This is a genomic window from Roseateles sp. 22389, assembly GCF_052044995.1.
Taxonomy (GTDB): Bacteria; Pseudomonadota; Gammaproteobacteria; order Burkholderiales; family Burkholderiaceae_C; genus Roseateles.
The window spans coordinates 161,814-185,549 of sequence record NZ_JBQEOF010000006.1 but is presented as its reverse complement, the minus strand read 5'-3'; the positions used below and the strand labels follow the sequence as shown (position 1 = coordinate 185,549).

Annotated in this window: 22 protein-coding genes; 15 read left to right on the top strand and 7 right to left on the bottom strand. The window is 72.0% G+C overall.

Going from position 1 to position 23,736, the window contains the following annotated elements; all coding sequences use genetic code 11:
• The 10 genes from ACTJKJ_RS10900 to rsgA form a co-directional block, all read left to right on the top strand.
• A partial coding sequence (locus ACTJKJ_RS10900) for a pilus assembly protein TadG-related protein (RefSeq protein ID WP_440820441.1) occupies nucleotides 1-1,238 on the top strand: 1,238 nt, incomplete at its 5' end.
• A 7-nt stretch (nucleotides 1,239-1,245) separates the two neighbouring features.
• Nucleotides 1,246-1,758: a TadE/TadG family type IV pilus assembly protein gene (locus ACTJKJ_RS10895; protein ID WP_440820440.1), complete on the top strand. Its 513-nt coding sequence runs from the start codon at nucleotides 1,246-1,248 to the stop codon at nucleotides 1,756-1,758.
• Nucleotides 1,755-2,243, top strand: coding sequence for a TadE family protein (locus tag ACTJKJ_RS10890; protein ID WP_440820439.1), 489 nt, complete (start codon nucleotides 1,755-1,757; stop codon nucleotides 2,241-2,243). Before ACTJKJ_RS10895 ends, ACTJKJ_RS10890 begins: the two co-directional genes overlap by 4 nt.
• Nucleotides 2,240-3,418, top strand: a complete 1,179-nt coding sequence (locus tag ACTJKJ_RS10885; protein ID WP_091733055.1) for an AAA family ATPase — start codon at nucleotides 2,240-2,242, stop codon at nucleotides 3,416-3,418. Before ACTJKJ_RS10890 ends, ACTJKJ_RS10885 begins: the two co-directional genes overlap by 4 nt.
• Entirely contained in the window at nucleotides 3,415-4,788 is a 1,374-nt protein-coding gene (locus tag ACTJKJ_RS10880) for a CpaF family protein (RefSeq protein WP_440820438.1), read from the top strand. The genes ACTJKJ_RS10885 and ACTJKJ_RS10880 overlap by 4 nt, the downstream gene beginning before the upstream one ends.
• Before the next feature lie 19 nt (nucleotides 4,789-4,807).
• Nucleotides 4,808-5,779 (top strand): type II secretion system F family protein, encoded by a 972-nt coding sequence (locus ACTJKJ_RS10875; protein ID WP_440820437.1) that lies wholly within the window; start codon nucleotides 4,808-4,810, stop codon nucleotides 5,777-5,779.
• A gap of 35 nt (nucleotides 5,780-5,814) precedes the next feature.
• Nucleotides 5,815-6,753, top strand: a complete 939-nt coding sequence (locus ACTJKJ_RS10870; protein ID WP_440820436.1) for a type II secretion system F family protein — start codon at nucleotides 5,815-5,817, stop codon at nucleotides 6,751-6,753.
• Nucleotides 6,754-6,879: 126 nt separating this feature from the next.
• Complete coding sequence (locus ACTJKJ_RS10865) at nucleotides 6,880-8,109, top strand: tetratricopeptide repeat protein (RefSeq protein WP_440820435.1); 1,230 nt, start codon at nucleotides 6,880-6,882, stop codon at nucleotides 8,107-8,109.
• Between the two features lie 107 nt (nucleotides 8,110-8,216).
• A complete protein-coding gene (locus tag ACTJKJ_RS10860) occupies nucleotides 8,217-9,569 on the top strand; it encodes a M48 family metallopeptidase (protein WP_297381961.1) in 1,353 nt (450 codons plus the stop codon).
• Nucleotides 9,566-10,471 (top strand): ribosome small subunit-dependent GTPase A, encoded by a 906-nt coding sequence (rsgA, locus tag ACTJKJ_RS10855; RefSeq protein WP_297381963.1) that lies wholly within the window; start codon nucleotides 9,566-9,568, stop codon nucleotides 10,469-10,471. The genes ACTJKJ_RS10860 and rsgA overlap by 4 nt, the downstream gene beginning before the upstream one ends.
• A 15-nt stretch (nucleotides 10,472-10,486) precedes the next feature.
• Here rsgA and ACTJKJ_RS10850 read toward each other — a convergent pair whose 3' ends face one another.
• From ACTJKJ_RS10850 to ACTJKJ_RS10825, 6 genes are all read right to left on the bottom strand, one after another.
• Complete coding sequence (locus ACTJKJ_RS10850) at nucleotides 10,487-10,819, bottom strand: hypothetical protein (protein ID WP_183492079.1); 333 nt, start codon at nucleotides 10,817-10,819, stop codon at nucleotides 10,487-10,489.
• A 66-nt stretch (nucleotides 10,820-10,885) separates the two neighbouring features.
• Entirely contained in the window at nucleotides 10,886-11,716 is an 831-nt protein-coding gene (locus tag ACTJKJ_RS10845) for an SDR family oxidoreductase (RefSeq protein ID WP_440820434.1), read from the bottom strand.
• Nucleotides 11,671-11,892 carry a hypothetical protein gene (locus tag ACTJKJ_RS10840; RefSeq protein ID WP_440820433.1) on the bottom strand — a complete coding sequence of 74 codons (222 nt, stop codon included), beginning with the start codon at nucleotides 11,890-11,892 and terminating at the stop codon, nucleotides 11,671-11,673. Before ACTJKJ_RS10840 ends, ACTJKJ_RS10845 begins: the two co-directional genes overlap by 46 nt.
• On the bottom strand, nucleotides 11,889-12,164 hold the full coding sequence (locus ACTJKJ_RS10835) for a hypothetical protein (RefSeq protein WP_091733024.1): 276 nt from the start codon (nucleotides 12,162-12,164) through the stop codon (nucleotides 11,889-11,891). The genes ACTJKJ_RS10840 and ACTJKJ_RS10835 overlap by 4 nt, the downstream gene beginning before the upstream one ends.
• A 227-nt stretch (nucleotides 12,165-12,391) precedes the next feature.
• A complete protein-coding gene (locus ACTJKJ_RS10830) occupies nucleotides 12,392-14,455 on the bottom strand; it encodes a M3 family metallopeptidase (protein ID WP_440820432.1) in 2,064 nt (687 codons plus the stop codon).
• A gap of 99 nt (nucleotides 14,456-14,554) precedes the next feature.
• Nucleotides 14,555-15,202: a hypothetical protein gene (locus tag ACTJKJ_RS10825; RefSeq protein ID WP_297381972.1), complete on the bottom strand. Its 648-nt coding sequence runs from the start codon at nucleotides 15,200-15,202 to the stop codon at nucleotides 14,555-14,557.
• A gap of 230 nt (nucleotides 15,203-15,432) precedes the next feature.
• Here ACTJKJ_RS10825 and ACTJKJ_RS10820 point away from each other — a divergent pair, with 230 nt between their 5' ends.
• Genes ACTJKJ_RS10820 through ACTJKJ_RS10810 form a run of 3 tightly spaced genes read left to right on the top strand, consistent with a single transcriptional unit; the run spans nucleotide 15,433 to nucleotide 19,015 of the window.
• On the top strand, nucleotides 15,433-15,993 hold the full coding sequence (locus tag ACTJKJ_RS10820; protein ID WP_091733012.1) for a YaeQ family protein: 561 nt from the start codon (nucleotides 15,433-15,435) through the stop codon (nucleotides 15,991-15,993).
• 50 nt (nucleotides 15,994-16,043) lie between these two features.
• Nucleotides 16,044-18,170, top strand: coding sequence for a prolyl oligopeptidase family serine peptidase (locus ACTJKJ_RS10815; protein WP_343607586.1), 2,127 nt, complete (start codon nucleotides 16,044-16,046; stop codon nucleotides 18,168-18,170).
• Nucleotides 18,167-19,015, top strand: a complete 849-nt coding sequence (locus ACTJKJ_RS10810; RefSeq protein ID WP_440820430.1) for a DUF924 family protein — start codon at nucleotides 18,167-18,169, stop codon at nucleotides 19,013-19,015. Before ACTJKJ_RS10815 ends, ACTJKJ_RS10810 begins: the two co-directional genes overlap by 4 nt.
• Nucleotides 19,016-19,205: 190 nt before the next feature.
• Here ACTJKJ_RS10810 and ACTJKJ_RS10805 read toward each other — a convergent pair whose 3' ends face one another.
• Nucleotides 19,206-20,918 carry a long-chain fatty acid--CoA ligase gene (locus tag ACTJKJ_RS10805; RefSeq protein ID WP_440820428.1) on the bottom strand — a complete coding sequence of 571 codons (1,713 nt, stop codon included), beginning with the start codon at nucleotides 20,916-20,918 and terminating at the stop codon, nucleotides 19,206-19,208.
• 250 nt (nucleotides 20,919-21,168) lie between these two features.
• On the opposite strand from ACTJKJ_RS10805, the gene ACTJKJ_RS10800 reads away from it, so the two are divergent.
• Together ACTJKJ_RS10800 and ACTJKJ_RS10795 are read left to right on the top strand one after the other, a co-directional pair.
• A complete protein-coding gene (locus ACTJKJ_RS10800) occupies nucleotides 21,169-21,708 on the top strand; it encodes a hypothetical protein (protein WP_255488684.1) in 540 nt (179 codons plus the stop codon).
• Between the two features lie 2 nt (nucleotides 21,709-21,710).
• Nucleotides 21,711-23,669, top strand: coding sequence for an ATP-binding protein (locus ACTJKJ_RS10795; RefSeq protein WP_440820427.1), 1,959 nt, complete (start codon nucleotides 21,711-21,713; stop codon nucleotides 23,667-23,669).
• Nucleotides 23,670-23,736: the final 67 nt, after the last annotated feature.

Here is a 23,736-nt window from a genome sequence, read left to right as displayed (position 1 = left end):
AGCGCCGGCACGGCCGTCGTGCCCAGCGCGGCGCGGTGGCCATCGTGGTGGCGCTGCTGCTGGCGGTGATGGTGGGTTTCCTGGGCCTGGCGATCGACGGCGGGCGCCTGTACCTGGCCAAGACGGAGCTGCAGAACACCGCCGACGCCTGCGCGCTCGCGGCGAGCTACGAGCTGATCGGCGCGCCCGCGATCCCCGCCGACGCCTTCCCGCGCGCCGAGGCGGCGGGCCGCACGATCGCGCGGCAGAACCGCGTCGGCTTCCAGGGCTCGGGCGTGGTCGACGGCGACGTGGTCGTGGCCTTCGGCAGCTCGCTGGCCGCCGGCAGCCTGTGGAGCGCCGCCGGCGCGGCGGCGCCCGCGTCCAAGTACGTGCGCTGCACGCTCAACCGCGGCGGCTTCGCGCCCTACTTCATGCAGGTGATGGGCTTCGGCGCGCAGTCGGTCGCCGCGATCGCGACCGCGACGCTGACGCCGGCGCAGAGCAACTGCGCCGTGCCGCTGGGCGTGTGCCGCGCGGGCTCGGCCGGCGCCGGCGCGTCGCCGCCCTTCGGCCTGGTGCCCGGCACCTGGGTCAGCGGCCGCTTCAAGGACGGCGGCGGCAACTGGAACTGGATCGACTTCAGCCCGCCGAGCGGCGGCGAGAGCGAACTGGCGGCGCTGCTGACCGGCAACGGCATGTGCTCGCTCAACGTCACCGCACCGGTGGGCGCGCCGGGCAACATGGGCAACGCCGCGGCCAAGGCCTGGAACACCCGCTTCGGGCTGTACCAGGGGTCCAGCAACGTCACCAACGCGCCGCCGGACTTCACCGGCTACGCCTACACGACAACCAACTGGCCCGCCGGCGCCAACGCGCGCCTGGACTTCCTGAGCCGCCGCGGCGCGCACGCGCCCTACGGCAGCAGCGTCGCCGCCGGCAACGCGGAGACCGGGCTGGCGATCAGCAACGCCTACAACCCGACCACCACCGTGGCGCAGCACACGCAGTACGGTGCCGACCGTCGGCTGGTGGTGGCGCCCATCATCGACTGCGCCTCGCTGACCGGCGGCACGCACACGACCACCGTGCTGGGCTGGGGCTGCATGCTGATGCTGCAGCCGATCGACAACCCGAACGACACGCTGAAGATGGAGTACGTCGGCCTGTCGAGCGCCACCGGCAGCCCCTGCGCCTCCTCCGGCGTGGCCGGCGATTCCGCCAGCATCGGACCGATGGTCCCGGCGCTGGTGCAGTGAGGCCGCCATGTCCGCCGCCCGCCCTGCCCGCCTGCTTCCCTCGACGGCCGTGCCGGCGCGGCGCACCGTGTGCAGTGCGCGCGGCGCATGCGGCGTCGCCGCGGTCGAGCTCGCGCTGCTGATGTCGCCCCTGCTGCTGCTGGTCTTCGGCGCCAGCGAGCTGGGCCGCGCGGTGTTCAGCTACAACATGCTGGACAAGTCGGTGCGCGACGCCGCGCGCCACCTGTCGCAGCACGGCCCCGGCGACGCGACCATCGCCACCGAGGCACGCTGCCTGGCCGTCTACGGCACCACCGACTGCAGCGGCAGCGCGCTCGCGCCCGGCCTGACGACCGGCATGGTGACGATCTGCGACGCCACGCTGTGCCCGTCCACGCACGCCAACCAGCTGACCGGCAGCGGCACCGTCAACCTGGTCACGGCCAGCATCCAGGACTATCCCTACCGGTCGGTGGTGCGCTTCGTCGTCCCCGACATGAACTTCAACACCATCGCGGTGACGATGAGGGCCCAGCTATGAACCCCGCTTCCCGCACCCCGTCGACCGTCATGCCGCGTGCCATGGCGGTGGCCTTCGCACGCCGGCGCCAGCGCGGCGCGGCGGCGGTCGAGTTCGCGCTGGTCTGCGGCCTGCTGAGCACGCTGGTGCTGGGCGTGATCGAGATGGGCCGGCTGCTGTGGACCTGGAACGCCGCCGTCGAGGCCACGCGCTACGGCGCGCGCCTGGCCGTGGTCTGCGACATGAACGACAGCCACATCAAGACCCGCATGATCTCGCGGCTGCCGACGCTGACCACCGCCAACATCCGCGTGACCTACCTGAACCCGCCGGCCGCGGCCAACACCTGCACGCCGGCGGACTGCAAGGCGGTGCAGGTCGCGCTGACCGGCTACTCGCACCGCGCCATGATCCCCTTCGTGCCGATGACCCTGACCTTGCCGGCGTTCGCGACCACGCTGCGCAAGGAGTACATGAACAGCGCCGCCAACGAGGTGTGCCAGTGAAAGTCAAGATCGTCACGCCCGACACGGCCCACGCCTTCGCCTGGACCGAGGCGCTGCGCGCGGAACCGGCCTTCGCGGTGGCCGCGCTGGAGCGGCCGCTGCGCGAGGTCAACGCCATCGTCAACGGCAGCCGGCCCGACCTGCTGCTGGCCGAGAGCGGCAGCGCCGAGGACTTCCTCGCGCTGGAGCGGCTGGCCATGGCGCATCCGGAAGTGGACGTGGTGCTGGTGGCGCCCGAGCTCTCGCCCGACTTCCTGATGCGCGCGATGCGCGCCGGCGTGCGCGAGGTGCTGCCCGCGCCGGCCTCCGGCGACGCGGTGCTGGCCGCGCTGCGACGGCTGCAGCGCAAGCGCGGCGCGGGCGCCGCCGCGGCCGCCGCGCCGCCCCGCCATGGCGAGCTGCTCGCGCTGGTGTCCTGCAAGGGCGGCAGCGGCGCGACCTTCGTCGCGGCCAACCTGGCGCACCTGCTGGCCGCCGGCGGCCGGCGGCGCGTGGCGCTGATCGACATGAACCTGCAGTTCGGCGACGCCGCGCTGTTCCTGGGCAACCAGACCCCACCCAGCCACGTCGCCGACGTGGCCCGCAACATCGGCCGCCTGGACGCGGACCTGCTGCAGTCCGCGATGACCGAGGCCGGCCCCGGCCTGTGGGTGCTGGCGGCGCCGGAGGATCCGGCGCACGCCGCCGACGTCACGCCCGCGCAGGTGCAGGCCATCCTGCGCCAGGCGCGCGAAGGCTTCGATTTCGTCGTCGTGGACGTGGGCCGCTCGCTCAGCGCGGCGACGCTGGCGGTGCTGGACGAGGCCGACCGGCTCTTCGCGGTGCTGCAGCTGACGCTGCCCTTCATCCGCGACGGCAAGCGGCTGCGCGAGGTGTTCCGCTCGCTGGACTATCCGGCCGACAAGGTCCGCTGGATCGTCAACCGCTACCAGAAGGACAGCCAGTTCAGCCTCGACGACCTGTGCCGCACGCTGGCGGTCGACGCGCCGATCACGCTGCCCAACCATTACGAGGCCGTCGCCGCGGCGGTCAACCAGGGCGTGCCGGTCGACACCATCGCGCCGGCCAGCAGCATCGCGCGGGCCCTGCGCGAGCTGGCCGCCGGCGTCGCGCCCGAGGCGCCGGTGCCGCAGCGGCGCTGGCTGTCGGGCCTGTTCCGGGGAGCATCCGCATGAAAGACATGACCATGACGCTGCGCGAGCGGCTGGGGGCCGCGGTGCCGGGCTTCGTGCCCGCCGACGGCGCGCCCGAGGACAGCGCCGGCGCGCCGACGCAGGCCTACCAGGCGACCAAGTTCCGCATCCACCAGCTGCTGCTGGGCCGGCTGGACCTGGAGGCGATGGACGGCCTGGGCGCGGACGCGCTGCGCGACGAACTCCGGCAGATGGTGGAGCGGCTGCTGTTCGAGGAGAACCTGGTCCTCAACGCCGCCGAGCGCCGCGCGCTGGTGCGCGACATCCAGTACGAGATGCTGGGCTTCGGCCCGATCGAGCCGCTGCTGGCCGATCCGACGGTGTCGGACATCCTCGTCAACACGCATGCGCAGGTCTACGTCGAGCGACGCGGCCGGCTGGAGCTCACCGACGTGCGCTTCGCCGACGACGACCACCTGCTCAAGATCATCGACAAGATCGTGTCGCGCATCGGCCGGCGCGTGGACGAGGCCAGCCCGATGGTGGACGCGCGGCTGCCCGACGGCTCGCGGGTCAACGCGATCATTCCGCCGCTGGCCATCGACGGGCCCATCCTCTCGATCCGGCGCTTCGCCGCGGTGCCGCTGAAGGCGGAGAACCTGATCGAGTTCCGCTCGATGTCGGCGGAGATGGCGCGGTTCCTGGCGGCGCTGTCGCAGGCGCGGGCCAACATCCTGATCTCGGGCGGCACGGGCTCGGGCAAGACGACGCTGCTGAACATCCTCAGCGGCGCGATCCCGCACAGCGAGCGCATCGTGACCATCGAGGACGCCGCCGAGCTGCAGCTGCAGCAACCGCACGTGGTGCGGCTGGAGACGCGCCCGCCCAACATCGAGGGCCGCGGCGAGGTGGCGCAGCGCGCATTGGTGCGCAACGCGCTGCGCATGCGCCCGGACCGCATCATCCTGGGCGAGACGCGCGGCGCCGAGGCGCTGGACATGCTGCAGGCGATGAACACCGGCCACGAGGGCTCGATGACGACGGTGCATGCCAACACGCCGCGCGACGCGCTGGCGCGGCTCGAAAGCATGATCGCGATGGCCGGCGTGGACCTGCCGGCCAAGGCGGCGCGGGCGCAGATCGCCTCGGCCATCGGCGTGATCGTGCAGGCCAACCGCCTGTCCGACGGCACCCGCAAGCTGACCAGCATCCAGGAGGTCACCGGCATGGAGGGCGACACCGTCACCCTGCAGGAGATCTTCTCGTTCAAGCAGACCGGCGTGGCGTCCAACGGCGCGGTGCAGGGCTACTTCAGCGCCACCGGCGTGCGCCCGCGCTGCTGGGACCGGCTCTGCGCGCGCGGGGTCGACCTGCCGCAGACGCTGTTCACGCCGATGCGGGTCGAGGTCTGAGGACCGAGGGAGCGCCACCATGGACGTCAGCCTGATCCTGTTCGCCGGTGTCGCCTTCCTGGCGGTGCTGCTCGCCCTGGAGGGGATCTACATCCTCTGGGCCTCGCGCCACAGTGCCGAGGCGCGGCGCATCGCCGCGCGGCTGGCGGCGCTCGGCGGCGAGGCCGCGGCGGGCGCGACCAGCATCGAGCGCGCGCAGACGCCGGAGCGGCTGCCGCGGCTCAACGCGCTGATCGCCCGCACGCTGCCGGGTCGCCGGCTGCGCCGCCTGGCCGGCGCGGCGGCGGTGACGGCCTCGGTGGCGGAGTTGATGCTGCTGTCCGCGGCGCTGGCGGCCTGCGGGCTGATGGTGCCGCCGCTGCTGGGCAAGCCGATGGCGCTGGGCCTGGGGCTGGCGATCGCGCTGGGCGCCCTGCCCTGGTGGCGCGTGGCCTCGCGCGCGTCCGACCGCGTCGCGCGCATCGAGCGCCAGTTCCCCGAGGCCCTGGACCTGATGGGCCGCGCGATGCGCGCCGGCCATGCGTTCCCGTCGGCGATCCGCATGGTGGCCGACGAGATGCCCGCGCCGCTGGGCCGCGACTTCCGGCTGCTGTTCGACGAGATCAACTACGGCGTGCCGGTCAACGACGCGCTCGCGCGCCTGGCCGAGCGCGTGCCCATCGCCGACGTCAGCTACTTCGTCGTGGCGGTGATGATCCAGCGCGAGTCGGGCGGCAACCTGGCCGAGCTGCTCGACAAGATCGCCGCGCTGGTGCGCGACCGGCTGCGGCTGCTCGGCGAGATCCGCACGCTGTCGGCCGAGGGGCGGCTGTCGGCGCTGATCCTGACGGCGCTGCCCTTCGGCGTCGGGCTGGTCGTCAACCTGGTGAATCCGGAGTTCATGGCCGTGCTGTGGAACGACCCGCTGGGGCTGCGCATGGTGGCGGTGGCGCTGGCGATGATGGCGCTGGGCATCTTCTGGATGCGCCGGATCATCAGGATCCGCGTCTGACGCGGCCACGCACGAGCGAAGCAGGGAGACCGACGATGTCCGCGATGCAATGGATGATGCTGGGGCTGGTCTTCATCGTCGTCGTGACGGCGGTGCTGGGCGTGGGTGCGCTGCTCAGGCCCGATCCGGCGCGGCAGCGGCTGCGCGCGCTGGAGGGCGGGCCGGCCGCGAAAGGGCCTTCGGGCGAGCGCTTCCTGCAGGTGGTCGCCGACCTGACCCGGCCGATCGGCAAGCTGTCGATGCCCGAGGAAGGCTTCGAGAAATCCAGCATCCGGCTGCGCTTCGTGCACGCCGGCATCCGCAGCCCGATCGCCGCGTCGGCCTTCTTCGGCCTGAAGACGCTGCTGACGCTGGGCCTGCCGCTGGCGGGCTTCGCGGCCCTGTCCACCGGCGGCGACATGCCGCGCGGCGCGGCGCTGATGCTGTTGCTGCTGGTGCTGGCCTGCGTCGGCTACTACGGCCCGAACCTGGTGCTGGGGCACCTGGTGACGGCCCGCCAGCGCGAGATCTTCGAGGCCTTCCCCGACGCGCTGGACCTGATGACGGTCTGCATGGAGGCGGGCCTGGGCACCGAGGCCGCGATGATGCGCGTGGCCGATGACCTGCAGCTCAAGAGCCCGGCGCTGGCCGACGAGCTGCGGCTGGTCAACCTCGAGCTGCGCGCGGGCGCGGACCGCGAACGGGCGCTGCGCAACCTGGCCATCCGCACCGGCGTCGAGGAGGTGGACGGCTTCGTCACGATGATCAGCCAGGCCGAGCGCTTCGGCACCAGCATCGCCGCCTCGCTGCGCATCCACGCCGAGATGCTGCGCACGCGCCGGCGCCAGCGCGCCGAGGAGGCGGCCGCCAAGATCGCGCTGAAGCTGCTGTTCCCGCTGATCTTCTGCATCTTCCCGTCGCTGATGGTCGTGCTGATGGGGCCGGCCATGATCCAGATCTACCGTGTGCTGCTGCCGACGATGGCCGGCGGCTGAGGAGGCGTCATGCGTGTGCAAAGCCGATTTCCGTCGCCCGCGTCCGCCCTGCCCGCCCCGGCGTCCGAGCGCCCTCGCGCCGCGCCCTCCCGCAGCGGCGCCCCAGTCGTCGATGTCGAACTCGACATGGATCCCTCGCCCAGCCGCGGCGCGGCGCCGACGGCGCTGCCGCCTCGCACGCGGCCAGGGCGCGGGCGCGCTGCCGGCCTGCGCCGGGCGGTCGCGCTCGGCCAGGCGGCGTCGGCACTGACGCTGGCGGGCTGCGCGCTGTGGCCGCCGGCGGCGCCGCCGCGCGCCTACCAGGTCGCGCCGGTCTACCGCGTCGACGACACGCCGCAGGCGGTCCAGGCCTACCTCGCGGCCGGCCGCTACTTCGAAGGCTCGCGCGACTGGCCGCGCGCGGCGCAGTCCTATCGCAAGGCGACGGAACGCGACGCGTCGTCGGAGGCGGCATGGGATGGGCTGGGCCGCACGCTGGCGTCGGCGGGCCGGCTCGACGAGGCCGAGGCCGCGCTGCGCCAGGCGGTCGCGCTCGCGCCGGGGCGGGCCCGGGCGCACAACAACCTCGCCTACGTGCTGCTCCTGAAGGACCAGCCGGCGCCGGCGCTCGCGGCGCTCGACGAGGCGCTCGCCCTCGATCCCTCGCACGCCCTGGCGCGCGCGAACCGCGACGAGGCGATGACGCGGCTCGTCGCCACGCGGCCGGAGACGGCAACGACGACGGCATCGGCATCGGCAACGACGGCGTCGGCTACGACGGCATCGGCGGCGACGGCGACGGCGACGGCGACGGCGACGGCAACGGCGGCGGCGACGGCAACGGCGGCGGCGACGACGGCGGCGACGACGACGGCGGCGACGACGACGGCGGCGGCGACGACGACGGCGATCGTCATGTCGCCGCCGGCGCTCGATACCGCGCCGATTCCCGCGCTCGACACGGCGCCGATACCCGCGACCCGCCTTCCAACGACCGAGCTCGCCACGATCGCGGCGGCGGCTTCGCTCGGCCAGGCGCTGCCACCGCCCGACGGGTGCGCGCCCCCGAAGCGGCTGGAAGTCAGCAATGGCATGGGCGCGACCGGCATGGCGGCGCGGGTGGAAGGCTGGCTCTCGCAGCGCGGACTGCCGCGCGCGCGCCTGACCAACCAGCCCGCCTACGACGTGGTCCGGACCCGCGTGGATTACGCCGCCGGCCAGGCCGCGGCCGCGCGCTGCGTGGCGCTGGCCCTGCCGGCGGGTGTGACGACGGCGTTGAGCGAACGCGCCGGCCTGCGCGGTGATGTCCGCCTCGTGGTCGGCCGGGACTGGCCGGCGCGGCTGGTGGAAGGCGCGGAGACCCACGCCGGCCTCTGACCTCCGGGGCCACGCTGGCGGCGGCCCGCTGCCGCACGCCGGATGCGCGCCGGATGCGCGCCGCTGTGCACCGGATGTGTCGCCCCGGGGACCTACACTTCGAGCCCATGCAGATCCCTCCCGCGGCCATCGCCGCCGCGCCGGCGCCCTCCGCGCTGGCCACCTCCCCGCTCGCGCTGACCGCGGCCTTCGTCGCCGCGGTGATCGTCTCCTTCCTGGTCAAGCTCTGGCTGTCCTCGCGCCAGATGCGCCACGTCGCGCGCCACCGCGGCGCGGTACCGGCCGCCTTCGTCGGCACCGTGCCGCTGTCCGCGCACCAGAAGGCCGCCGACTACACCGTCGCGCGCGGCCGCTTCGGCACGCTGCACCTGGCCTGGGACACCGCGCTGCTGATCGGCTGGACGCTGCTGGGCGGCCTGGACCTGCTCAACCAGTGGGCCCTGTCCTGGCGCCAGGAACTGGGCCCGATGGGCTACCAGCTCGCGCTGCTGGCGGTCTTCGGGCTGCTGTCCGGGCTGCTCGACCTGCCCTGGTCGCTCTACAACACCTTCCGGCTGGAGGAACGCTTCGGCTTCAACCGCACGACGCTGCGGCTGTTCATCGTCGACGGGTTCAAGGGCCTGGCGGTGGGTGCGCTGCTCGGGCTGCCGATCGCGGCGCTGATCCTGTGGCTGATGGCGCAGGCCGGCAGCCTGTGGTGGCTGTGGGCCTGGGGCGCGTGGATGGGCTTCAACCTGCTGATGCTGGTGATCTATCCCACCGTCATCGCGCCGCTGTTCAACAAGTTCCAGCCGCTGGAGGACGCCGCGCTGCGCGAGCGCGTCCAGACGCTGATGCAGCGCTGCGGCTTCGCGGCCAAGGGGCTGTTCGTGATGGACGGCAGCCGGCGCTCGGCGCACGGCAACGCCTACTTCACCGGCCTGGGCGCGGCCAAGCGGGTGGTGTTCTTCGACACCCTGCTCGAGCGGCTCGATCCGCCCGAGGTCGAGGCGGTGCTCGCGCACGAGCTGGGCCACTTCAAGCGCCGCCACGTGCCGCAGCGCATGGCGCTGATGTTCGCGCTCAGCCTGGCCGGCTTCGCGCTGCTGGGCTGGCTCAGCACGCAGGCGGGCTTCTACCTGGGCCTGGGCGTGCGTCCCAGCCTGGACGCGCCCAACGACGCGCTCGCGCTGCTGCTGATCATGCTGGCGCTGCCGCCGTTCACCTTCTTCCTGACGCCGCTGATGTCGCTGTGGTCGCGGCGGCACGAGTTCGAGGCGGACGCCTATGCCTGCGCCCAGGCCAGCGGCGCCGACCTGTCGCAGGCGCTGCTCAAGCTGCACGAGGACAACGCCGGCACGCTGACGCCGGACCCGCTGTTCGCGCGCTTCTACTACTCGCATCCGCCGGCCAGCGAGCGGCTGGCGGCGATCGCGTCGCTGTCGGGCGCACCGGCCGCGCCGGCGGGACAGGTCGCATGAGCAAGGCGCCGCAGACCGGGCTGGTGGTGCGCGGGCACGGCCGCCATTACGTCGTCGAGGACCAGGACGGGCAGCGCATCCACTGCCTGACCCGCGGCAAGAAGAGCGATTGCGTCGTTGGCGACCGCGTGCGCTGGATGCGCAGCAGCGAGCACGAGGGCGTGATCGAGAAGGTCGAGCCGCGGCGCAACCTGCTGTTCCGCCAGGACGAGTGGAAGACCAAGAGCTTCGCCGCCAACCTGGACCGGCTGCTGATCCTGGTGGCGGTCGAGCCGCAGTTCTCCGAATCGCAGCTCACCCGCGCGCTGATCGCGGCGCAGAGCGCCGGCATCGCCGCCGACATCGTGCTCAACAAGACCGACCTGCCCGGCGCCCAGGCCGCGCGCGAGCGGCTCGCGCCGTACAAGGCCATGGGCCAGCGGGTGCTGGAGCTCAGCCTGAAGGGCCGCCCGGATGAGTCGCGCGAGGTGCTGCTGCCGCTGCTGCACGGCCAGGCGACGCTGGTGCTGGGGCCCAGCGGCACCGGCAAGAGCACGCTGATCAACCTGCTGGTGCCCGATGCGCAGGCGCAGGTGGGCGAGATCTCGCAGGCGCTGAATTCCGGGCGCCACACGACGACCACGACGCAGTGGTACTGGATGGATGCGGGGCGCGAGGACGCGCTGATCGATTCCCCGGGCTTCCAGGAATTCGGCCTGCGCCAGATCGCCGCGCCGGACCTGGCGAGCTACATGCCCGATTTCAAGCCCTATCTGGGCGAGTGCCGCTTCCACAACTGCAGCCATCGGCATGAGCCCGGCTGCGCGGTGCTGACGGCGGTCGAGGCGGGGGCGATCAGCCCCTCGCGTTACCGCATCTACGACGAGCTCTGGGACGAGCTCAGCGCGCCGCCCAAGTATTGAGCTCTGCGGCGATGGTCAGCGCTCCAGGCGCGGATCGCTGTGGGGCACTTCGCGGACCTCGGCGTCGATGACCTCGCCTTGCGGCGCGCGGCCGGTGCCCGCCATGCCCCCGGGCATCCCGCCGGGGAACGGTCCGCGTCCACCGCGGAACGCCTGCGCGCGGAACTGCGCCGCGCGCTGGAACGCCGCCGTGTGCAGCGTCGGCCGGCGGCCGCGGATCAGGCTCCACAGCAGCACCCCGCCGAAAATCACCAGCCCGGCGGCCAGCACCACCAGGAAGAGCACCAGGGAGGCCACCGCCAGCACGAGGCGGGCGGCGATCGAGAAAAGCGTGGAGAGAGCGTTCATCGGTCGTTCAGTTCGGGGCGGTCGGGCCCGGATTCAAGCCCGGATTCAAGGCCCGGACGCGGGCGGTCAGCCGCGGCCAATGTAGGGCATCTTGGTCGCCATCACCGTCAGGAAAGGCACGTTGGCCGACAGCGGCAATCCCGCCATGTACAGCACGGCGCTGGCGGCATGGCCGACATCCATCACCGGCTCCACCATCGTGCCGCCATGCGCCTGCGGCACGCCCTGCTTGAAGCGCTCGGTCAGGTCGGTCTCGGCATTGCCGATGTCGATCTGGCCGGCCGCGATGTCATGCCGGCGGCCGTCCAGCGCCAGCGTCTTGGTCAGGCCGGTGATCGCATGCTTGGTCGAGGTGTAGGCGATCGAGCCCGGCCGCGGCGCATGCGCCGAGATCGACCCGTTGTTGACGATGCGCCCGCCGCGGGGCGACTGCCGCTTCATCAGGCCGAAGGCCGCGCGGGCGCAGAGGAAGCTGCCGGTCAGGTTGACGTCGACGACGGCCCGCCAGGTCTCGAGGCTCAGTTCGTCGATGTCCGACGCCGGCGCGCCGCGCCCGGCGTTGTTGAACAGGAAGTCGAGCCGGCCCCAGCGGCGTTCGATCGCGTCGAAGGCGGCGCTCACCTGGGCCTCGTCGGCGACATCGGCGGGCAGCACCAGCGCGCGTTCCGGCGCGAGCGCCGCGGTCTCGCGCAGCATCGCCTCGCGACGCCCCAGCAGCGCGACCTGCCAGCCAGCCTGCATCAAGGCCTGCGCCGCGGCGCGGCCGATGCCGGAGCCGGCGCCGGTCACCGCGGCGAAGCGGGTCTGGAGGGGCGAGGCCGCCGCGAGCGGAACGACCTCGGGCGAGGGCGTCACGTGGGCAGCGACGGGATCGAGGGCGGCGTGGGCAGAGTCCATCCCCGCATCATAGGGAGCGAGGGGGACACCGGCAGCCGCGCGGGGGATGTGCCCGCGCGATCCACGCCCGACGCGTTCATCGGCGCCGGCCAGGACAGGCGGATGCCGGAGGCCGGATCCAGCTCGATGGCCGCGTCGGCGACGCGCCGCGCCAGGAAGCTCGCCAGGCCGCTCATCGCGACGCCACCTGTTCGCCGTCCACGCCGGTGTCGGCGCGGCGGCCGGTCACCACCACCGTGGGCAGCGTCTGGACTTCGCCGGCGGCGCGCAGCGCGGCCAGCGTCGGCGCGGACTTGCCGTTGATGACCACCGTCGGCAGGCGCTCCGGCTGGCCGGCGCGGCTGGGCAGCGCCATCAGCAGGCCGGCGGCGATGCCGGCCCCGATCCCGATCAGCGCGGCAAGGCGCTTGAGCGTCGCGAAACGGTCGTGGCAGCGAATGGTGTTCATCTCTTCCTCCAGGGGCCGCGGGGTTGTTCTTGCGGCATGGGGCGAACTGTCGCAGGGGTTTACCCCTAGCAAAAGTCTGCTGCGACCAACACGTTGTTGCTAGCGACGAACTGCGGCGGAGCGCGATGAACGGCGCCCGCGATCCGGGTTTACCCGAAACGGTGAGGGCCCCTTCCGGGGCCCTCGACAGGGGGAGTCCCGGCCCGCCTTCAGGCGGGTCCGGCAGGTCAGGCGGGCACCAGTCCCCGCCCCTTGAGCATCGGCTCAACCCGCGCGTCGCGGCCGCGGAAGGCCCGGTAGGTCGCGCCCGGCTCGCGGCTGTTGCCCACCGACAGGATGTTGTCCAGCAGCGACCGGGCGACCGACCGGTCGAACGGATCGCCGGCCTCGACGAAGGCCTCGAAGGCATCGCAGTCCAGTACTTCCGCCCACAGGTAGACGTAATAGCCGGAGGCGTAATAGCTGCCCGAGAACAGGTGCTGGAAATGCGTCAGCCGGTGATTCATCCCGACCGCCGGCGGCAGGCCCAGGCGCTCCAGTGTCTCGCGCTCGAAGGCGACCGGGTCCGGCGCCTCGGCCTCTTCCCGCGCGTGGATGGCCAGGTCCACCAGCGCCGACGCGCAATAGCGCACCGTCTCGTAGCCCTGGTTGAAGGTGGCGGCGGCCTTGAGCCGCGCCAGCAGCGCGTCGGGCAGCGGCTCGCCGGTGCGGTGATGGCGCGCGTGCTGCTTCAGCACCGCCGGCTCGGCCATCCAGTGCTCCATCAGCTGCGAGGGCAGCTCGACGAAGTCGCGCAGCACCTGCGTGCCGGACAGGCGCTCGAACTCGACGTCCGACAGCAGCCCGTGCAGGCCGTGGCCGAACTCGTGGAAGAGCGTGCGCACGTCGTCGAAGGACAGCAGCGTCGGCTCGCCCGGCGCGCCCTTGGCGAAGTTGTTGTTGTTCAGGATGATCGGCAGCGCGTCGATGCCGTTGCGCGCCTGCCAGCGCAGCGCGTTCATCCAGGCGCCGCTGCGCTTGGTCGGACGCGCGAAGTTGTCCTGGATGAAGACGCCGCGCAGGCGGCCATCCTCGCCCCGGACCTCGTGGACCTTCACGTCCGGGTGATAACCGGCGACCTGCGGCTGCTCGACGAAACGCAGGCCGTAAAGGCGCTCGGCGCAGTCGAACATCGCGCGCACCATCGCGTCCAGCGGGAAGTAGGGCTTGACCTCCGCCTCGTCGAGCTGAAAGCGCTGCTGGCGCACCTTCTCGGCGTACCAGCGCCAGTCCCAGGCCTCGATGCTCAGGTCGTGGCCGAGCTGCTCGCGCACCTCGTCGAGCATCGCCCGCTCGCGCGCGGCGGCCGCCTTGGCCGGCTCCCAGACCTGGTCCAGCAGCGCCTGCACGGCGGATTGGCGGCCGGCCATGGTGTCGGCCAGCGCGTAGTCGGCGAAGCTGCGATGGCCGTGCAGCGTGGCCTGCTCATGCCGCAGCGCGAGCAGCTCCCGCACCAGCACTCGGTTGTCGGTCTCGCCGGTCGCGTCGCCGCGGCCGACCCAGGCGCGCCAGGCCTGCTCGCGCAGGTCGCGCCGCTCGCTGAAGGTCAGGAAGGGCACGATCAGCGAGCGCGACAGCGTCACCACATGCACGCCCTCCTCCACCTGCCCGCGGTCCAGCGCCGCCTGGCGCGCGGCGGCGCGGACGAAGTCCGGCAGGCCGGCCAGGTCGCGTTCTCCGCGCAGCACCAGCTGGTAGCCGCTCTCGTCGGCCAGCACGTTCTGCGCGAAGCGGGTGTTGAGTTCCGCCTGCCGCTCCATGTTGGCGGCGTAGCGGTCTCGGTCCGCGCCCTGCAGGCGGGCGCCGGCGCGGACGAAGTCCAGGTGCACGCGCTCCAGCAGCCGGCGCTGCTCCGGCGTGAGCCCGAGCGCGGCGCGCTGTTCATGCAGCGCCTCGACGCGGGCGAACAGCGCGGCGTTCAGGTAGATCGCGTTGGTGTGCGCGGCCAGCGGCGCGGCCATGCGCCGCTGCACCGCCTGCAGCTCGGGCGAGCTCGCCGACGCGCTCAGCGTCGAAAACAGGTGCTCCAGCGCGGTCAACGCGCGCCCGGCGCGATCGAGCGCGGCGAGCGTGTTCTCGAAGGTCGGGGCCGCCGGCTGCGACGCGATCGCGTCGAGCTCGGCGCGGTGCGCGGCCAGCGCCGCGTCGAAAGCCGGTTCGAAATGCCCGGCCTCGATCGCCTCGAACGGCGGCAGCCCGTAGGGGCCGGTCCAGGCGGACAGCAGCGGGTTGGCAGCAGGGGCGGCGCTCATCGTGTCTCCAGGGGCCATCAACAGGGCGCCGATTGTAGGAACGGCGCCGGACCGCGATCGGTGCCGGCGCCGTTCCCGAGGCGTCGAAAGGGGAACGCCTTACTTCTTGTTCATTTCCTTCTTGATGGCGATCTCGTCGGCCTCGTCGTAGGACCGGTTGCCGCACTTGAGCTTCCACTCGTTGCGCTTGTCGTTCAGGTCCTCGACCGCCTCGTTGAAGTCGTCGGCGATCTTCTGGTGGGCATCGACGCGGGTGTTGAAGGCCTTGTTGACCTCGACGCGGTCATTGCGCGCCTTGTTGAAGGCATCGATCTTGGGCTGGAGGGCGTTGGCGCGGGCCTGGTACTCCTCCTGCTTGGCCTTGAGCTGGTCCTTCTCCATCTTGGAGGCACCGGCCTCGATCTCGGCGCCGAAGGCCTTGACCGACTCGATCTCGGCCTTCAGCGCGGCGCCCTGGGCCTGCATGTCCGACTCGAACTTGTCGGACTCGGCCTTGGCCGCCTTGAGCTCGTCGCGCTCCTTCAGGACAACGGCCTTCTTCTTGTCCAGCTCGGCCGCGGCGGCCTCGTTCTGCTGGTTGCTGGCCATGCAGGCGCGCAGCTCGTCGCGGGTCATCAGCTTGCCCTTGCCGCCCTTGGCGGCGGCCGGCGCGGCCGGCGTGGCGGGCTTGGTGCCGCTGGTCTGGGCGACGGCCAGACCGCAGGCCAGCAGCGCGGCGACGGCGAGGGAGGTGCGAAGAGTGTTCATGTCGTCTCTCAGGTCATTGCGCCGGGTGGGCGCTGTCTCGTCGGCACGGGCTCGCCGGTGGCACCGGCCGGCCCGCAGTCTCATGGGGCGGCCGGAGCAGGCCGCCATGCGGGTCGGCATGATGCCACGACCGGGATAATGCGCCGCTTCAGATCGTTTCCGCCCCGCGTGCAGCCCGCACGCCGGGGCATCCACCCCGCACCCCGGCCGCTTCGGGCGGCCCTTCGACCATGGCGCTCAAGGCCACCATCCACAAAGCCCAGCTGCAGCTCTCCGACATGGACCGCCATGTCTACGGCGAGCACTCCCTGACCGTCGCCCGCCACCCGTCGGAGACCGACGAGCGCATGATGCTGCGCATCCTGGCCTACGCGCTGCACGTGCCCGCCGACGACCTGCGCGGCCGGCTCGAGTTCAGCAAGGGCCTGTCCGACGTCGACGAGCCGCCGCTGTGGCAGCTGGACCTGACCGGCGAGGTGGTCCACTGGATCGAGCTGGGCCAGCCCGACGAGCGCCGGTTGCGCCAGGCCCACGGCCGCGCCGAGCGCGTCACCGTCATCAGCTACGCGTCCAGCACGCCGGTATGGTGGAGCGGCATCCAGAACAAGCTGCAGCGCACGCCCCGGCTGGCCGTGTGGCAGATCCCGGCGGACCAGGCGCAGGCGCTGGCCGCCCTGGCCGAACGCGGCATGCAGTGGCAGGTCAGCATCCAGGACGGGACGGCGTACGTCAGCACCGAGAAGGGCGCTGTGGAGATCACGCCGCAATTGCTGAAGGAAGCCGAGCAGTGACTTGTGGGGTAAGGTGACGAGCCGCCCGCGCCCTTGACCAGGAGACCGTTGTGCCGCATTCCGAGCCGTCCGCATCCGTCGACCCCGCCACCGCCGCGGACGATCCGTTCCTGTGGCTCGAGGCGCTGGAAGGCGCCGAGGGCGAGCGCGCGCTGGCCTGGGTGCGCGAGCGCAACGACGCGACGCTGGCCGCGCTGAAGGCCGAGCCCGAGTTCGAGCCGGTCCGGGAGGAGCTGCTGCAGATCCTGAACGCGCGCGACCGCATTCCGCATGTGGCCCGGCGCGGCGACTGGTTCTACAACCTCTGGCAGGACGAAGCCCATCCGCGCGGCCTGTGGCGACGCTGCACGCTGGAGGACTACCAGCTCGCCGAGCCGCCGTGGCGGCTGGTGCTGGACCTGGACGCGCTGGGCCGCGACGAAGGCCGAAGCTGGGTCTTCCACGGCGCGACCGCGCTCGCGCCCGATTACCGGCGCTGCCTGGTGTCGCTGTCCGACGGCGGCGCCGATGCCCACGAGCTGCGCGAGTTCGACCTCGAGGCGCTGCGCTTCATCCCGCCGGCCGAAGGCGGCTTCTTCGTGCCCGAGGCCAAGAGCGACGTCGAATGGCTGGACGCCGACACCTTGCTGGTCGGCAGCGATTTCGGCCCCGACTCGCTGACCGAGTCGGGGTATCCGCGCCAGATCCGGCGCTGGGCGCGCGGCACGCCGCTGGACGCCGCGCCGGTGATCTTCGAGGGCGAGAAGGACGACGTCTCGGTGTCGGTGTCGGTCGACCGCACGCCGGGCTTCGAGCGGGTCGTGTTCAGCCGCGCGCTGGACTTCTACAACGAGTCGCGCTTCCTCTGGAAGCAAGGCGAGTTCGTGCCCATCGACCTGCCCAGCGACATGAGCGTGCACCTGGAAGGCCCGTGGATGCTGCTGCGTCCGCGCACCGACTGGGCCATCCCGCACGGCCCGACCTACCCGGCCGGCTCGCTGCTGCTGATGGAGGAAGCCGCGTTCTGGAAGAACGAGCGCCACGACAGGCACCTGCGCGTGATGTTCTCGCCGACCGCGGGCCGCTCGCTGGAGGACTACACGCTGACGCGCCACCACCTGCTGCTCAACGTCAGCGAGCATGTGGCCAGCCGGCTCGAGGAATGGGACCTGTCGCACCGGCCACCGGTCCTGCGCCAGGTCAAGGCGCCCTTCCCCGGCACGCTCAGCGTGCAGAGCCTGCACGACCCGGAGCTGGCCGAGGACCGGCTCGGCGACCGCTACCTGCTGCACTACTGCGACTTCCTGACGCCCGACATCGTCTGCCTGGCGCAGGCCGGCACCGACGCGCGCGAGACGCTCAAGCAGCGCGGCGCGCAGTTCGACGCGCACGGCATGACGGTGGAGCAGCGCTTCGCCACCAGCGCCGACGGCGAGAGCGTGCCCTACTTCGTCATCGGCAAGGCCGGCCGCGGCGCCGACACGCCGACGCTGCTCTACGGCTACGGCGGCTTCGAGGTCTCGCTGCAGCCGTGGTACTCCGGCGGCAATGGCCGGGCGTGGCTCGCGCGCGGCGGGCGGCTGGTGGTGGCCAACATCCGCGGCGGCGGCGAGTACGGCCCGCGCTGGCACCAGGCCGCGACGCTCGCCCACAAGCAGCGCAGCTTCGACGATTTCATCGCCGTGGCCGAGGACCTGGTCGCGCACGGCCTGACGCGGCCGGCGCGGCTCGGGATCATGGGCGGCAGCAATGGCGGACTGCTGGTGGGCGCCTGCATGGTGCAGCGGCCGGAGCTCTTCGGCGCGGTGGTGTGCCAGGTGCCGCTGCTGGACATGAAGCGCTATCACCTGCTGCTGGCCGGCGCGTCGTGGATGGCCGAGTACGGCGATCCCGACGAGCCCGCGGAGTGGGCGCACATCGCCGCCTACAGCCCGTACCAGCAGCTCAAGGCGGGCGTGCAATATCCGCGGGCGCTGTTCGCCACCTCGACGCGCGACGACCGCGTGCATCCGGGCCATGCGAGGAAAATGGCGGCCCGCATGCTTGCGTTGGGGCAAGCCTGCTTCTATTACGAAAACATCGAGGGCGGCCATGGCGGCGCGGCGGACAACCAGCAGCGCGCGCTGTTGCAAGCCCTCGAGTTCGCCTACTTGTGGCGGCAACTCGGCAGGGAGCCCAGCAGTGGAGACGCAGCGTGAATTTCGTCATCCAGCATCATCCCGACGCGAGATGCTTTCTTGCCCAGCCGCAACCCGGACTGCAATGCCGGCTCGACTATGAGCGCCACGGCGAACAGCTGATCATCACCCACACCGGCGTGCCGGCGCAGTTGCGCGGGCAAGGCCTGGCCTCGCAGCTGGTGGAGACCGCGGCGCGCTGGCTGGCGGAGTTCCCATTGCAGCTGGTCCCCGGCTGCAGCTATGTGCGCCACTGGCTGCTGCGCCATCCGCGCTGGCAGCGGCTGCTGACGCCGGCATCGGCGCAGCGGGTGCTCAACGAATGGTTCGGCCCGCCCGGCTCGGCGCAGGACGGGCAGATCCAGATGAAGTGGTTCAAGAAGGACCCCGCCTTCGACGACACGCTGCGCGAGCGCTTCGGCGCGGTCGTCGCGCAGGCCCTCGACGGCGGCCTGCGCGAGTGGGACTCCACCGCCTGGGGCGCGCTCGCGCGCATCGTCGTGCTGGACCAGTTCACCCGCAACATCCATCGCGATACGCCGGCCACATTCGCCGGCGACGCCCTCGCCTTGGAGGCCGCGATCGCGCTTCGGGCCCGGTCGCAGGAACTCTGCACGCTCGAACGCTGGTTCGCCACCATGCCGATGGAACACGCCGAAGACCTCGCGATGCAGGAACTCAGCGTCACCACCTTCGAAGCCCTCACCCTCGAAGACCCGCGCCTCGCCGACGCGCTCGACTACGCGCGCAAACACCGCGATGTCATCGCGCGTTTCGGGCGCTTCCCGCATCGCAATGACATCCTCGGGCGGGACAGCACGCCGGAGGAGCTGGACTTCCTGAAGCAGCCAGGGTCACGGTTCTGACCTGCGCTCGGGCAGGACCGGGGCAGGCGACTCCCGTCGTGCCTCAGGCGCTCAACTCCCGCCGCTCGCCTGCGGCTCGCTTTGGTCAGACAGAACGCGCCCAGTCAGTCTGGACGGCACGACTTCGTCGCCTGCCCCGGCCCTGCCCTCGAAGAGAAGCACTGCAGCGCGTGCACCGCGAGGCGCCAGCTCAACTCGATTCCTGCTCCTGCAGCAGACGCCACATGACCTTGCCGGAACCCGACTTCGGCAAGACGTCCACGAACTGCACGATGCGCGGCGCCTTGTAGGCCGCCATGTGCTCGTGCGCCCAGTCGATGATGTCCCTGTCCGTGGTCTTGCCCTTGGCCTCCGCGCGCAGCACCACCACCGCCTTGACCGTCTCGCCACGGTACGCATCCTTGGCCGCGATGATGCAGGCCTCCTGCACCGCCGGGTGCCGGTACAGCAGCATCTCGACCTCCGAAGGCCACACCTTGTAGCCGCTCGCGTTGATCATCCGCTTGAGCCGGTCGGTGATGAAGAAGTAGCCCTCCTCGTCCATGCGACCAAGATCCCCCGTGCGGAAGAAACGCTTGCCGTCGAGCTCGACAAAGGCCGCCTCCGTCGCCTCCGGTTGGCGCCAGTAGCCCTGGAACACCATCGGGCCATGCGTGATGATCTCGCCCACCTCGCCGACCGGCAGCTCCTCCAGCGTCGTCGGATCGACGATGCGCGCGTCCACACCGAAGATCGGAATGCCCAGGCACTGCAGCTTGGCGCGCTCGGGCGGGTTGCCGTGACTGGGCGCCGCGGTCTCCGTCAGGCCATAGCCCTCGGCGAAGGTCAGGCCGAACTCCTCCTGCAGGCGCTCGGCCACCGCCTTGGGCATCGCCGCGCCGCCGCCGCTGAGATAACGCAGGCTGCGCAGGTCGAAGGACTTGTAGTTGGGGCTCGCGAAGAGGTCGATGATCATCGTCGGGATGCAGGTCCAGTGCGTGACCTGGTGGCGCGAGATCAGGCGCCCGCACAGCTCGCGGTCCCAGCGCGGCATGATCACCAGCGTCATCCCGGTGAAGACCGGGCCGAGCACGCCATACAAGGTGCCGGTGATGTGGAACATCGGCACCACCGCCAGGCCGACCGATTCGGCACTCGCGTAACCCCATTGGCAACCGCCGCAGCTGTTGGCCATCAAGGTCGCGTTGGTGTGCATGCAGCCCTTGGGCAGGCCGGTGGTGCCCGAGGTGTAGGGCAGCATCGCCAGGTCGTCGGGACCGGCGGTATGCGGCCCCGGCAGCTGGCCGGCGGCCAGCGCGTCGCGCCAGTCGGTCGCGCCGGGCGGCAGCTCATGGACGGCGGTCAGCCAGGCCCGCATCGTCTCGGGCGCGTCGCAGGCCGGATCGGGCCCGGCGGGCGGGAGCATCTGCCAGTACTGGGTCACCAGCACGGCGCGCGGGCGCTGCGCCGGCGGCAGCTTCTCGGCGGCCTTGGCGACGATGCCCGACAGCTCGCCGCTGCAGATGACGACGCGCGTCTCCGGATCGGTCAGGTAATGGCCGAACTCGTCCTCGCGGTTCATCGGGTTGACCGGCACCACCACCGCATCGGCGCGGTTGATCGCGTAGAAGGCGATCAGGTACTGCGGGCAGTTCTGCATGAAGAGCGCGACACGGTCGCCCTTGCCCACGCCCTGCGCGCGCAGCCAGCCGGCGAGCGCCTCGGCCTGCCGTCGCAGCTCGCGGTAGCTCAGCGTCGCGCCGAGGAACTGGGTGGCCGCCTTGTCCGGATACCGCGTCGCGGCGACCTCCAGGTTGAACCACAGCGAGGTCCGTGGGATCGCCAGCCGCCGGGGCAGTCGCGCCGGCCAGTGGCTGTGCTGCACGCCGGCGTTCTCGGGACGGGGGGTGACCACGCGCGTCATCGGGGCTGTCTCCTGTCTGTGTTGTGGCGTCGATCTTCAATCCACCGCCTCGCCGACCTTGTCTCGACAGCGACATCGGGCCCGGCGGTCCACTGTGGCGGAAACCCGACTGGCCCCTGTTATCGGGGTGGTCCCGGACATGCTCCTCCCCGTGCCCCCGCGTAGCATGCGGGCTTTCACCAATGCCCGCGCGGCATCCGCCCTCCCCTCGGGGCGTCGATGCGCGGCCGGGCCGTGCCTGCTCCCGTTCATGCTGATCGCGCGACGTACCGCCCTTCAGGGCCTGCTGACCTGTGCCCTGGCCGTGGGCGCCGCGGCCGCGCCGTCCGTGCGGGCGGCGCCGGCCGAGCCGCCGCTGGCGGCGCCCACCGGACCGGTGGTGCTCACCGTGGGCGGAGCGCTGCGCAATGCCAATCGCGACGGCCGCGCCGCCTTCGACATGGCGATGCTCGAGAAGCTGCCCCAGGTCAGCTTCAGCACGCAGACGCCCTGGTATCCGCAGCCACGCCGGTTCACCGGGCCGCTGCTGCGCGACGTGCTCGCCGCCGCCGGCGCGCAGGGACGCACGATCGAGGCCCGCGCGCTCAATGACTACCGCGTCCAGATCCCGCTGACCGACAGCCATCGCTACGACGTGATCGTCGCCCGGCTGCTCGACGACCGCCCGATGGCGGTGCGCGACAAGGGCCCGCTGTTCCTGATCTATCCCTTCGACCACGCGCCCGAGCTGCGCAACAGCGTCTTCTACGGGCGCTCGGCCTGGCAGCTGACCCACCTGGAGCTGCGCTGACCATGCCGCGCGACGCCTCCCGCACCGTCGCGGCCCGGCAGCGCCGCTGGCGCGTCGGCATCGCCGCGATGGGCCTGCTGCTGGTGCTGACGCTCGCCGGCGTGGGCTGGCTGCAGGCGCGGCAATACGAGGCGCTCAACGGCACGCGGCGCTACCAGGACGACTACCTCGTCTGGAGCCTGTTCCAGTTCGAGACCGAATACCTGAAGCTGCGCCTGGCCCTGGAGCAGGCGGCCGGACCGAGCGTGGGCGTCGACCCCGACCAGGTGGCGCAGCGCTACGAGATCTTCGTCAGCCGGCTTAACCTCGTGGAGAGCGAGCATGCCGCGCTGGTGCTGGCGCACCACCCCGACTACCAGCGCACGGTCGCGCGCGCGCAGGACTTCGTGCGCTGGGCCGATGCGCTGCCGCTCAACGGCGCCCTGATCCGCGAGCATCCGCAGCGCATCGCCGAGATCGTCGCCCGCCTGGAACCGCTGGCCGACCCGATCCGGGACCTGTCGCTGACCTCGACCCACCACGTCGCCCAGGACGTGACGCGCCGCAACGAGATCATCCGCAACCAGAGTCGCGTCAGCCTGGGGCTGACGGCGGCGCTGTCGGCGATGACGCTGCTGTTCGCGGCCGTGATCTACCGGCAGTTCCGCGGCCTGGAGCGTTATGGCGACAAGCAGAAGGCGCTGGCCGCGCGGCTCAACGAAGCGCAGCGCGAGGCCGACACCGCCAACCGCGCCAAGACGGTCTTCCTCGCCAACATGAGCCACGAGCTGCGCACGCCGCTGCAGGGGCTGCTGGGCATGCTGGGCCTGATCAAGGAGGCGCCGCTGACGCCCGCGCAGCAGGACCAGCTCAAGGCCGCCAACGACTGCGCGCGCCATCTGCTGGCGGTGCTGGGCGACATCCTGGACGTGACGCGCATGGAGGCCGGCGGGCTGTCGATCGCGCCGGAGCCGCTGCAGCTCGGCGCGCTGGTCAGGGAACTGGAGGCGCTAAGCCGGCCGCAGGCGGCGGCCAAGCGGCTCGCGCTGCACTTCGGCATCGACGACGACGTCCCCGGCTGGGTGCTGGCCGATCCGACGCGGCTGCGCCAGATCCTGCTGAACCTGCTGAGCAACGCGCTCAAGTTCTGCGACCGCGGCCAGGTGGGCTGCCAGCTGAGACGCGGCGTCGGGCCGCTGGGCGAGGACCTGCTGATGTTCGAGGTCAGCGACACCGGCCCGGGCATCGACGCGCAGACGCAGGCCAGACTCTTCCAGCGCTTCAGCCAGGGCGACGCGAGCACCTCGCGGCGCCACGGCGGCGCGGGCCTGGGGCTGGAGATCTCGCGCCGGCTGGCCCGCGCGATGGGCGGCGACATCCACGTGCAGAGCGCGCCCGGCCAGGGGGCGCGCTTCACGCTGGCGCTGCCGCTGCGCGCCGGCGCCGACCTGCCGCCCGGCCGCATGGTGCCGGCGGAGGCGGCAACCGCCCCCCCGACGCCGCTCAAGGGGCCTTCGGCGACCTCGGCGACCTCGGCGGCCTCGACGACTTCGGCGGCCTCGGCGGCCTCGGCGGAGGATGCGCCGGTCACCGGCCTGCGTGTCCTGGTCAGCGAGGACAACCCGACCAACCGCATCGTCATCGAGGCGATGCTCGAACGGCTGGGCCATCGGCCGACGCTGTGCGAGAACGGCCTGCAGGCGCTGCACGCGCTGCGGCAGCAGGCCTTCGACGTCGTGCTGATGGACCTGCACACGCCGCAGATGGACGGCTTCGAGGCCACGCGGCGGATGCGGGAGCTGCCGCCGCCGCGCGGGCGGCTGCCGATCATCGCGTTCTCGGCCGACGCGTTCGAGGAGTCTCGCCAGAAGGCCGACGACGCCGGCATCAGCGCCTTCCTGGCCAAGCCGGTGGAGCTCGAGACGCTGCGCGCCTGCCTGCAGTCGCTGGCGTCCTCGCCCGCCCGGCCCGAAGCGGCCTGAAGCGGCTTGAACCGGGCCGGCCGGCTGAGCCGGTTCGATCCCGCTCGCCTCAGCGGACCTCAAAGGC

Coding starts and splice junctions, on each gene's coding strand:
- ACTJKJ_RS10825 (WP_297381972.1), bottom strand. CDS start 15,202: ATGAACACTCTTCGCACCTCCCTCGCCGTCGCCGCGCTGCTGGCCTGC.
- ACTJKJ_RS10795 (WP_440820427.1), top strand. CDS start 21,711: ATGCCGCGCGACGCCTCCCGCACCGTCGCGGCCCGGCAGCGCCGCTGG.
- ACTJKJ_RS10890 (WP_440820439.1), top strand. CDS start 1,755: ATGAACCCCGCTTCCCGCACCCCGTCGACCGTCATGCCGCGTGCCATG.
- ACTJKJ_RS10820 (WP_091733012.1), top strand. CDS start 15,433: ATGGCGCTCAAGGCCACCATCCACAAAGCCCAGCTGCAGCTCTCCGAC.
- ACTJKJ_RS10865 (WP_440820435.1), top strand. CDS start 6,880: ATGGATCCCTCGCCCAGCCGCGGCGCGGCGCCGACGGCGCTGCCGCCT.
- ACTJKJ_RS10850 (WP_183492079.1), bottom strand. CDS start 10,819: ATGAACGCTCTCTCCACGCTTTTCTCGATCGCCGCCCGCCTCGTGCTG.
- rsgA (WP_297381963.1), top strand. CDS start 9,566: ATGAGCAAGGCGCCGCAGACCGGGCTGGTGGTGCGCGGGCACGGCCGC.
- ACTJKJ_RS10830 (WP_440820432.1), bottom strand. CDS start 14,455: ATGAGCGCCGCCCCTGCTGCCAACCCGCTGCTGTCCGCCTGGACCGGC.
- ACTJKJ_RS10845 (WP_440820434.1), bottom strand. CDS start 11,716: ATGGACTCTGCCCACGCCGCCCTCGATCCCGTCGCTGCCCACGTGACG.
- ACTJKJ_RS10860 (WP_297381961.1), top strand. CDS start 8,217: ATGCAGATCCCTCCCGCGGCCATCGCCGCCGCGCCGGCGCCCTCCGCG.
- ACTJKJ_RS10870 (WP_440820436.1), top strand. CDS start 5,815: ATGTCCGCGATGCAATGGATGATGCTGGGGCTGGTCTTCATCGTCGTC.
- ACTJKJ_RS10805 (WP_440820428.1), bottom strand. CDS start 20,918: ATGACGCGCGTGGTCACCCCCCGTCCCGAGAACGCCGGCGTGCAGCAC.
- ACTJKJ_RS10800 (WP_255488684.1), top strand. CDS start 21,169: ATGCTGATCGCGCGACGTACCGCCCTTCAGGGCCTGCTGACCTGTGCC.
- ACTJKJ_RS10895 (WP_440820440.1), top strand. CDS start 1,246: ATGTCCGCCGCCCGCCCTGCCCGCCTGCTTCCCTCGACGGCCGTGCCG.
- ACTJKJ_RS10880 (WP_440820438.1), top strand. CDS start 3,415: ATGAAAGACATGACCATGACGCTGCGCGAGCGGCTGGGGGCCGCGGTG.
- ACTJKJ_RS10875 (WP_440820437.1), top strand. CDS start 4,808: ATGGACGTCAGCCTGATCCTGTTCGCCGGTGTCGCCTTCCTGGCGGTG.
- ACTJKJ_RS10835 (WP_091733024.1), bottom strand. CDS start 12,164: ATGAACACCATTCGCTGCCACGACCGTTTCGCGACGCTCAAGCGCCTT.
- ACTJKJ_RS10840 (WP_440820433.1), bottom strand. CDS start 11,892: ATGAGCGGCCTGGCGAGCTTCCTGGCGCGGCGCGTCGCCGACGCGGCC.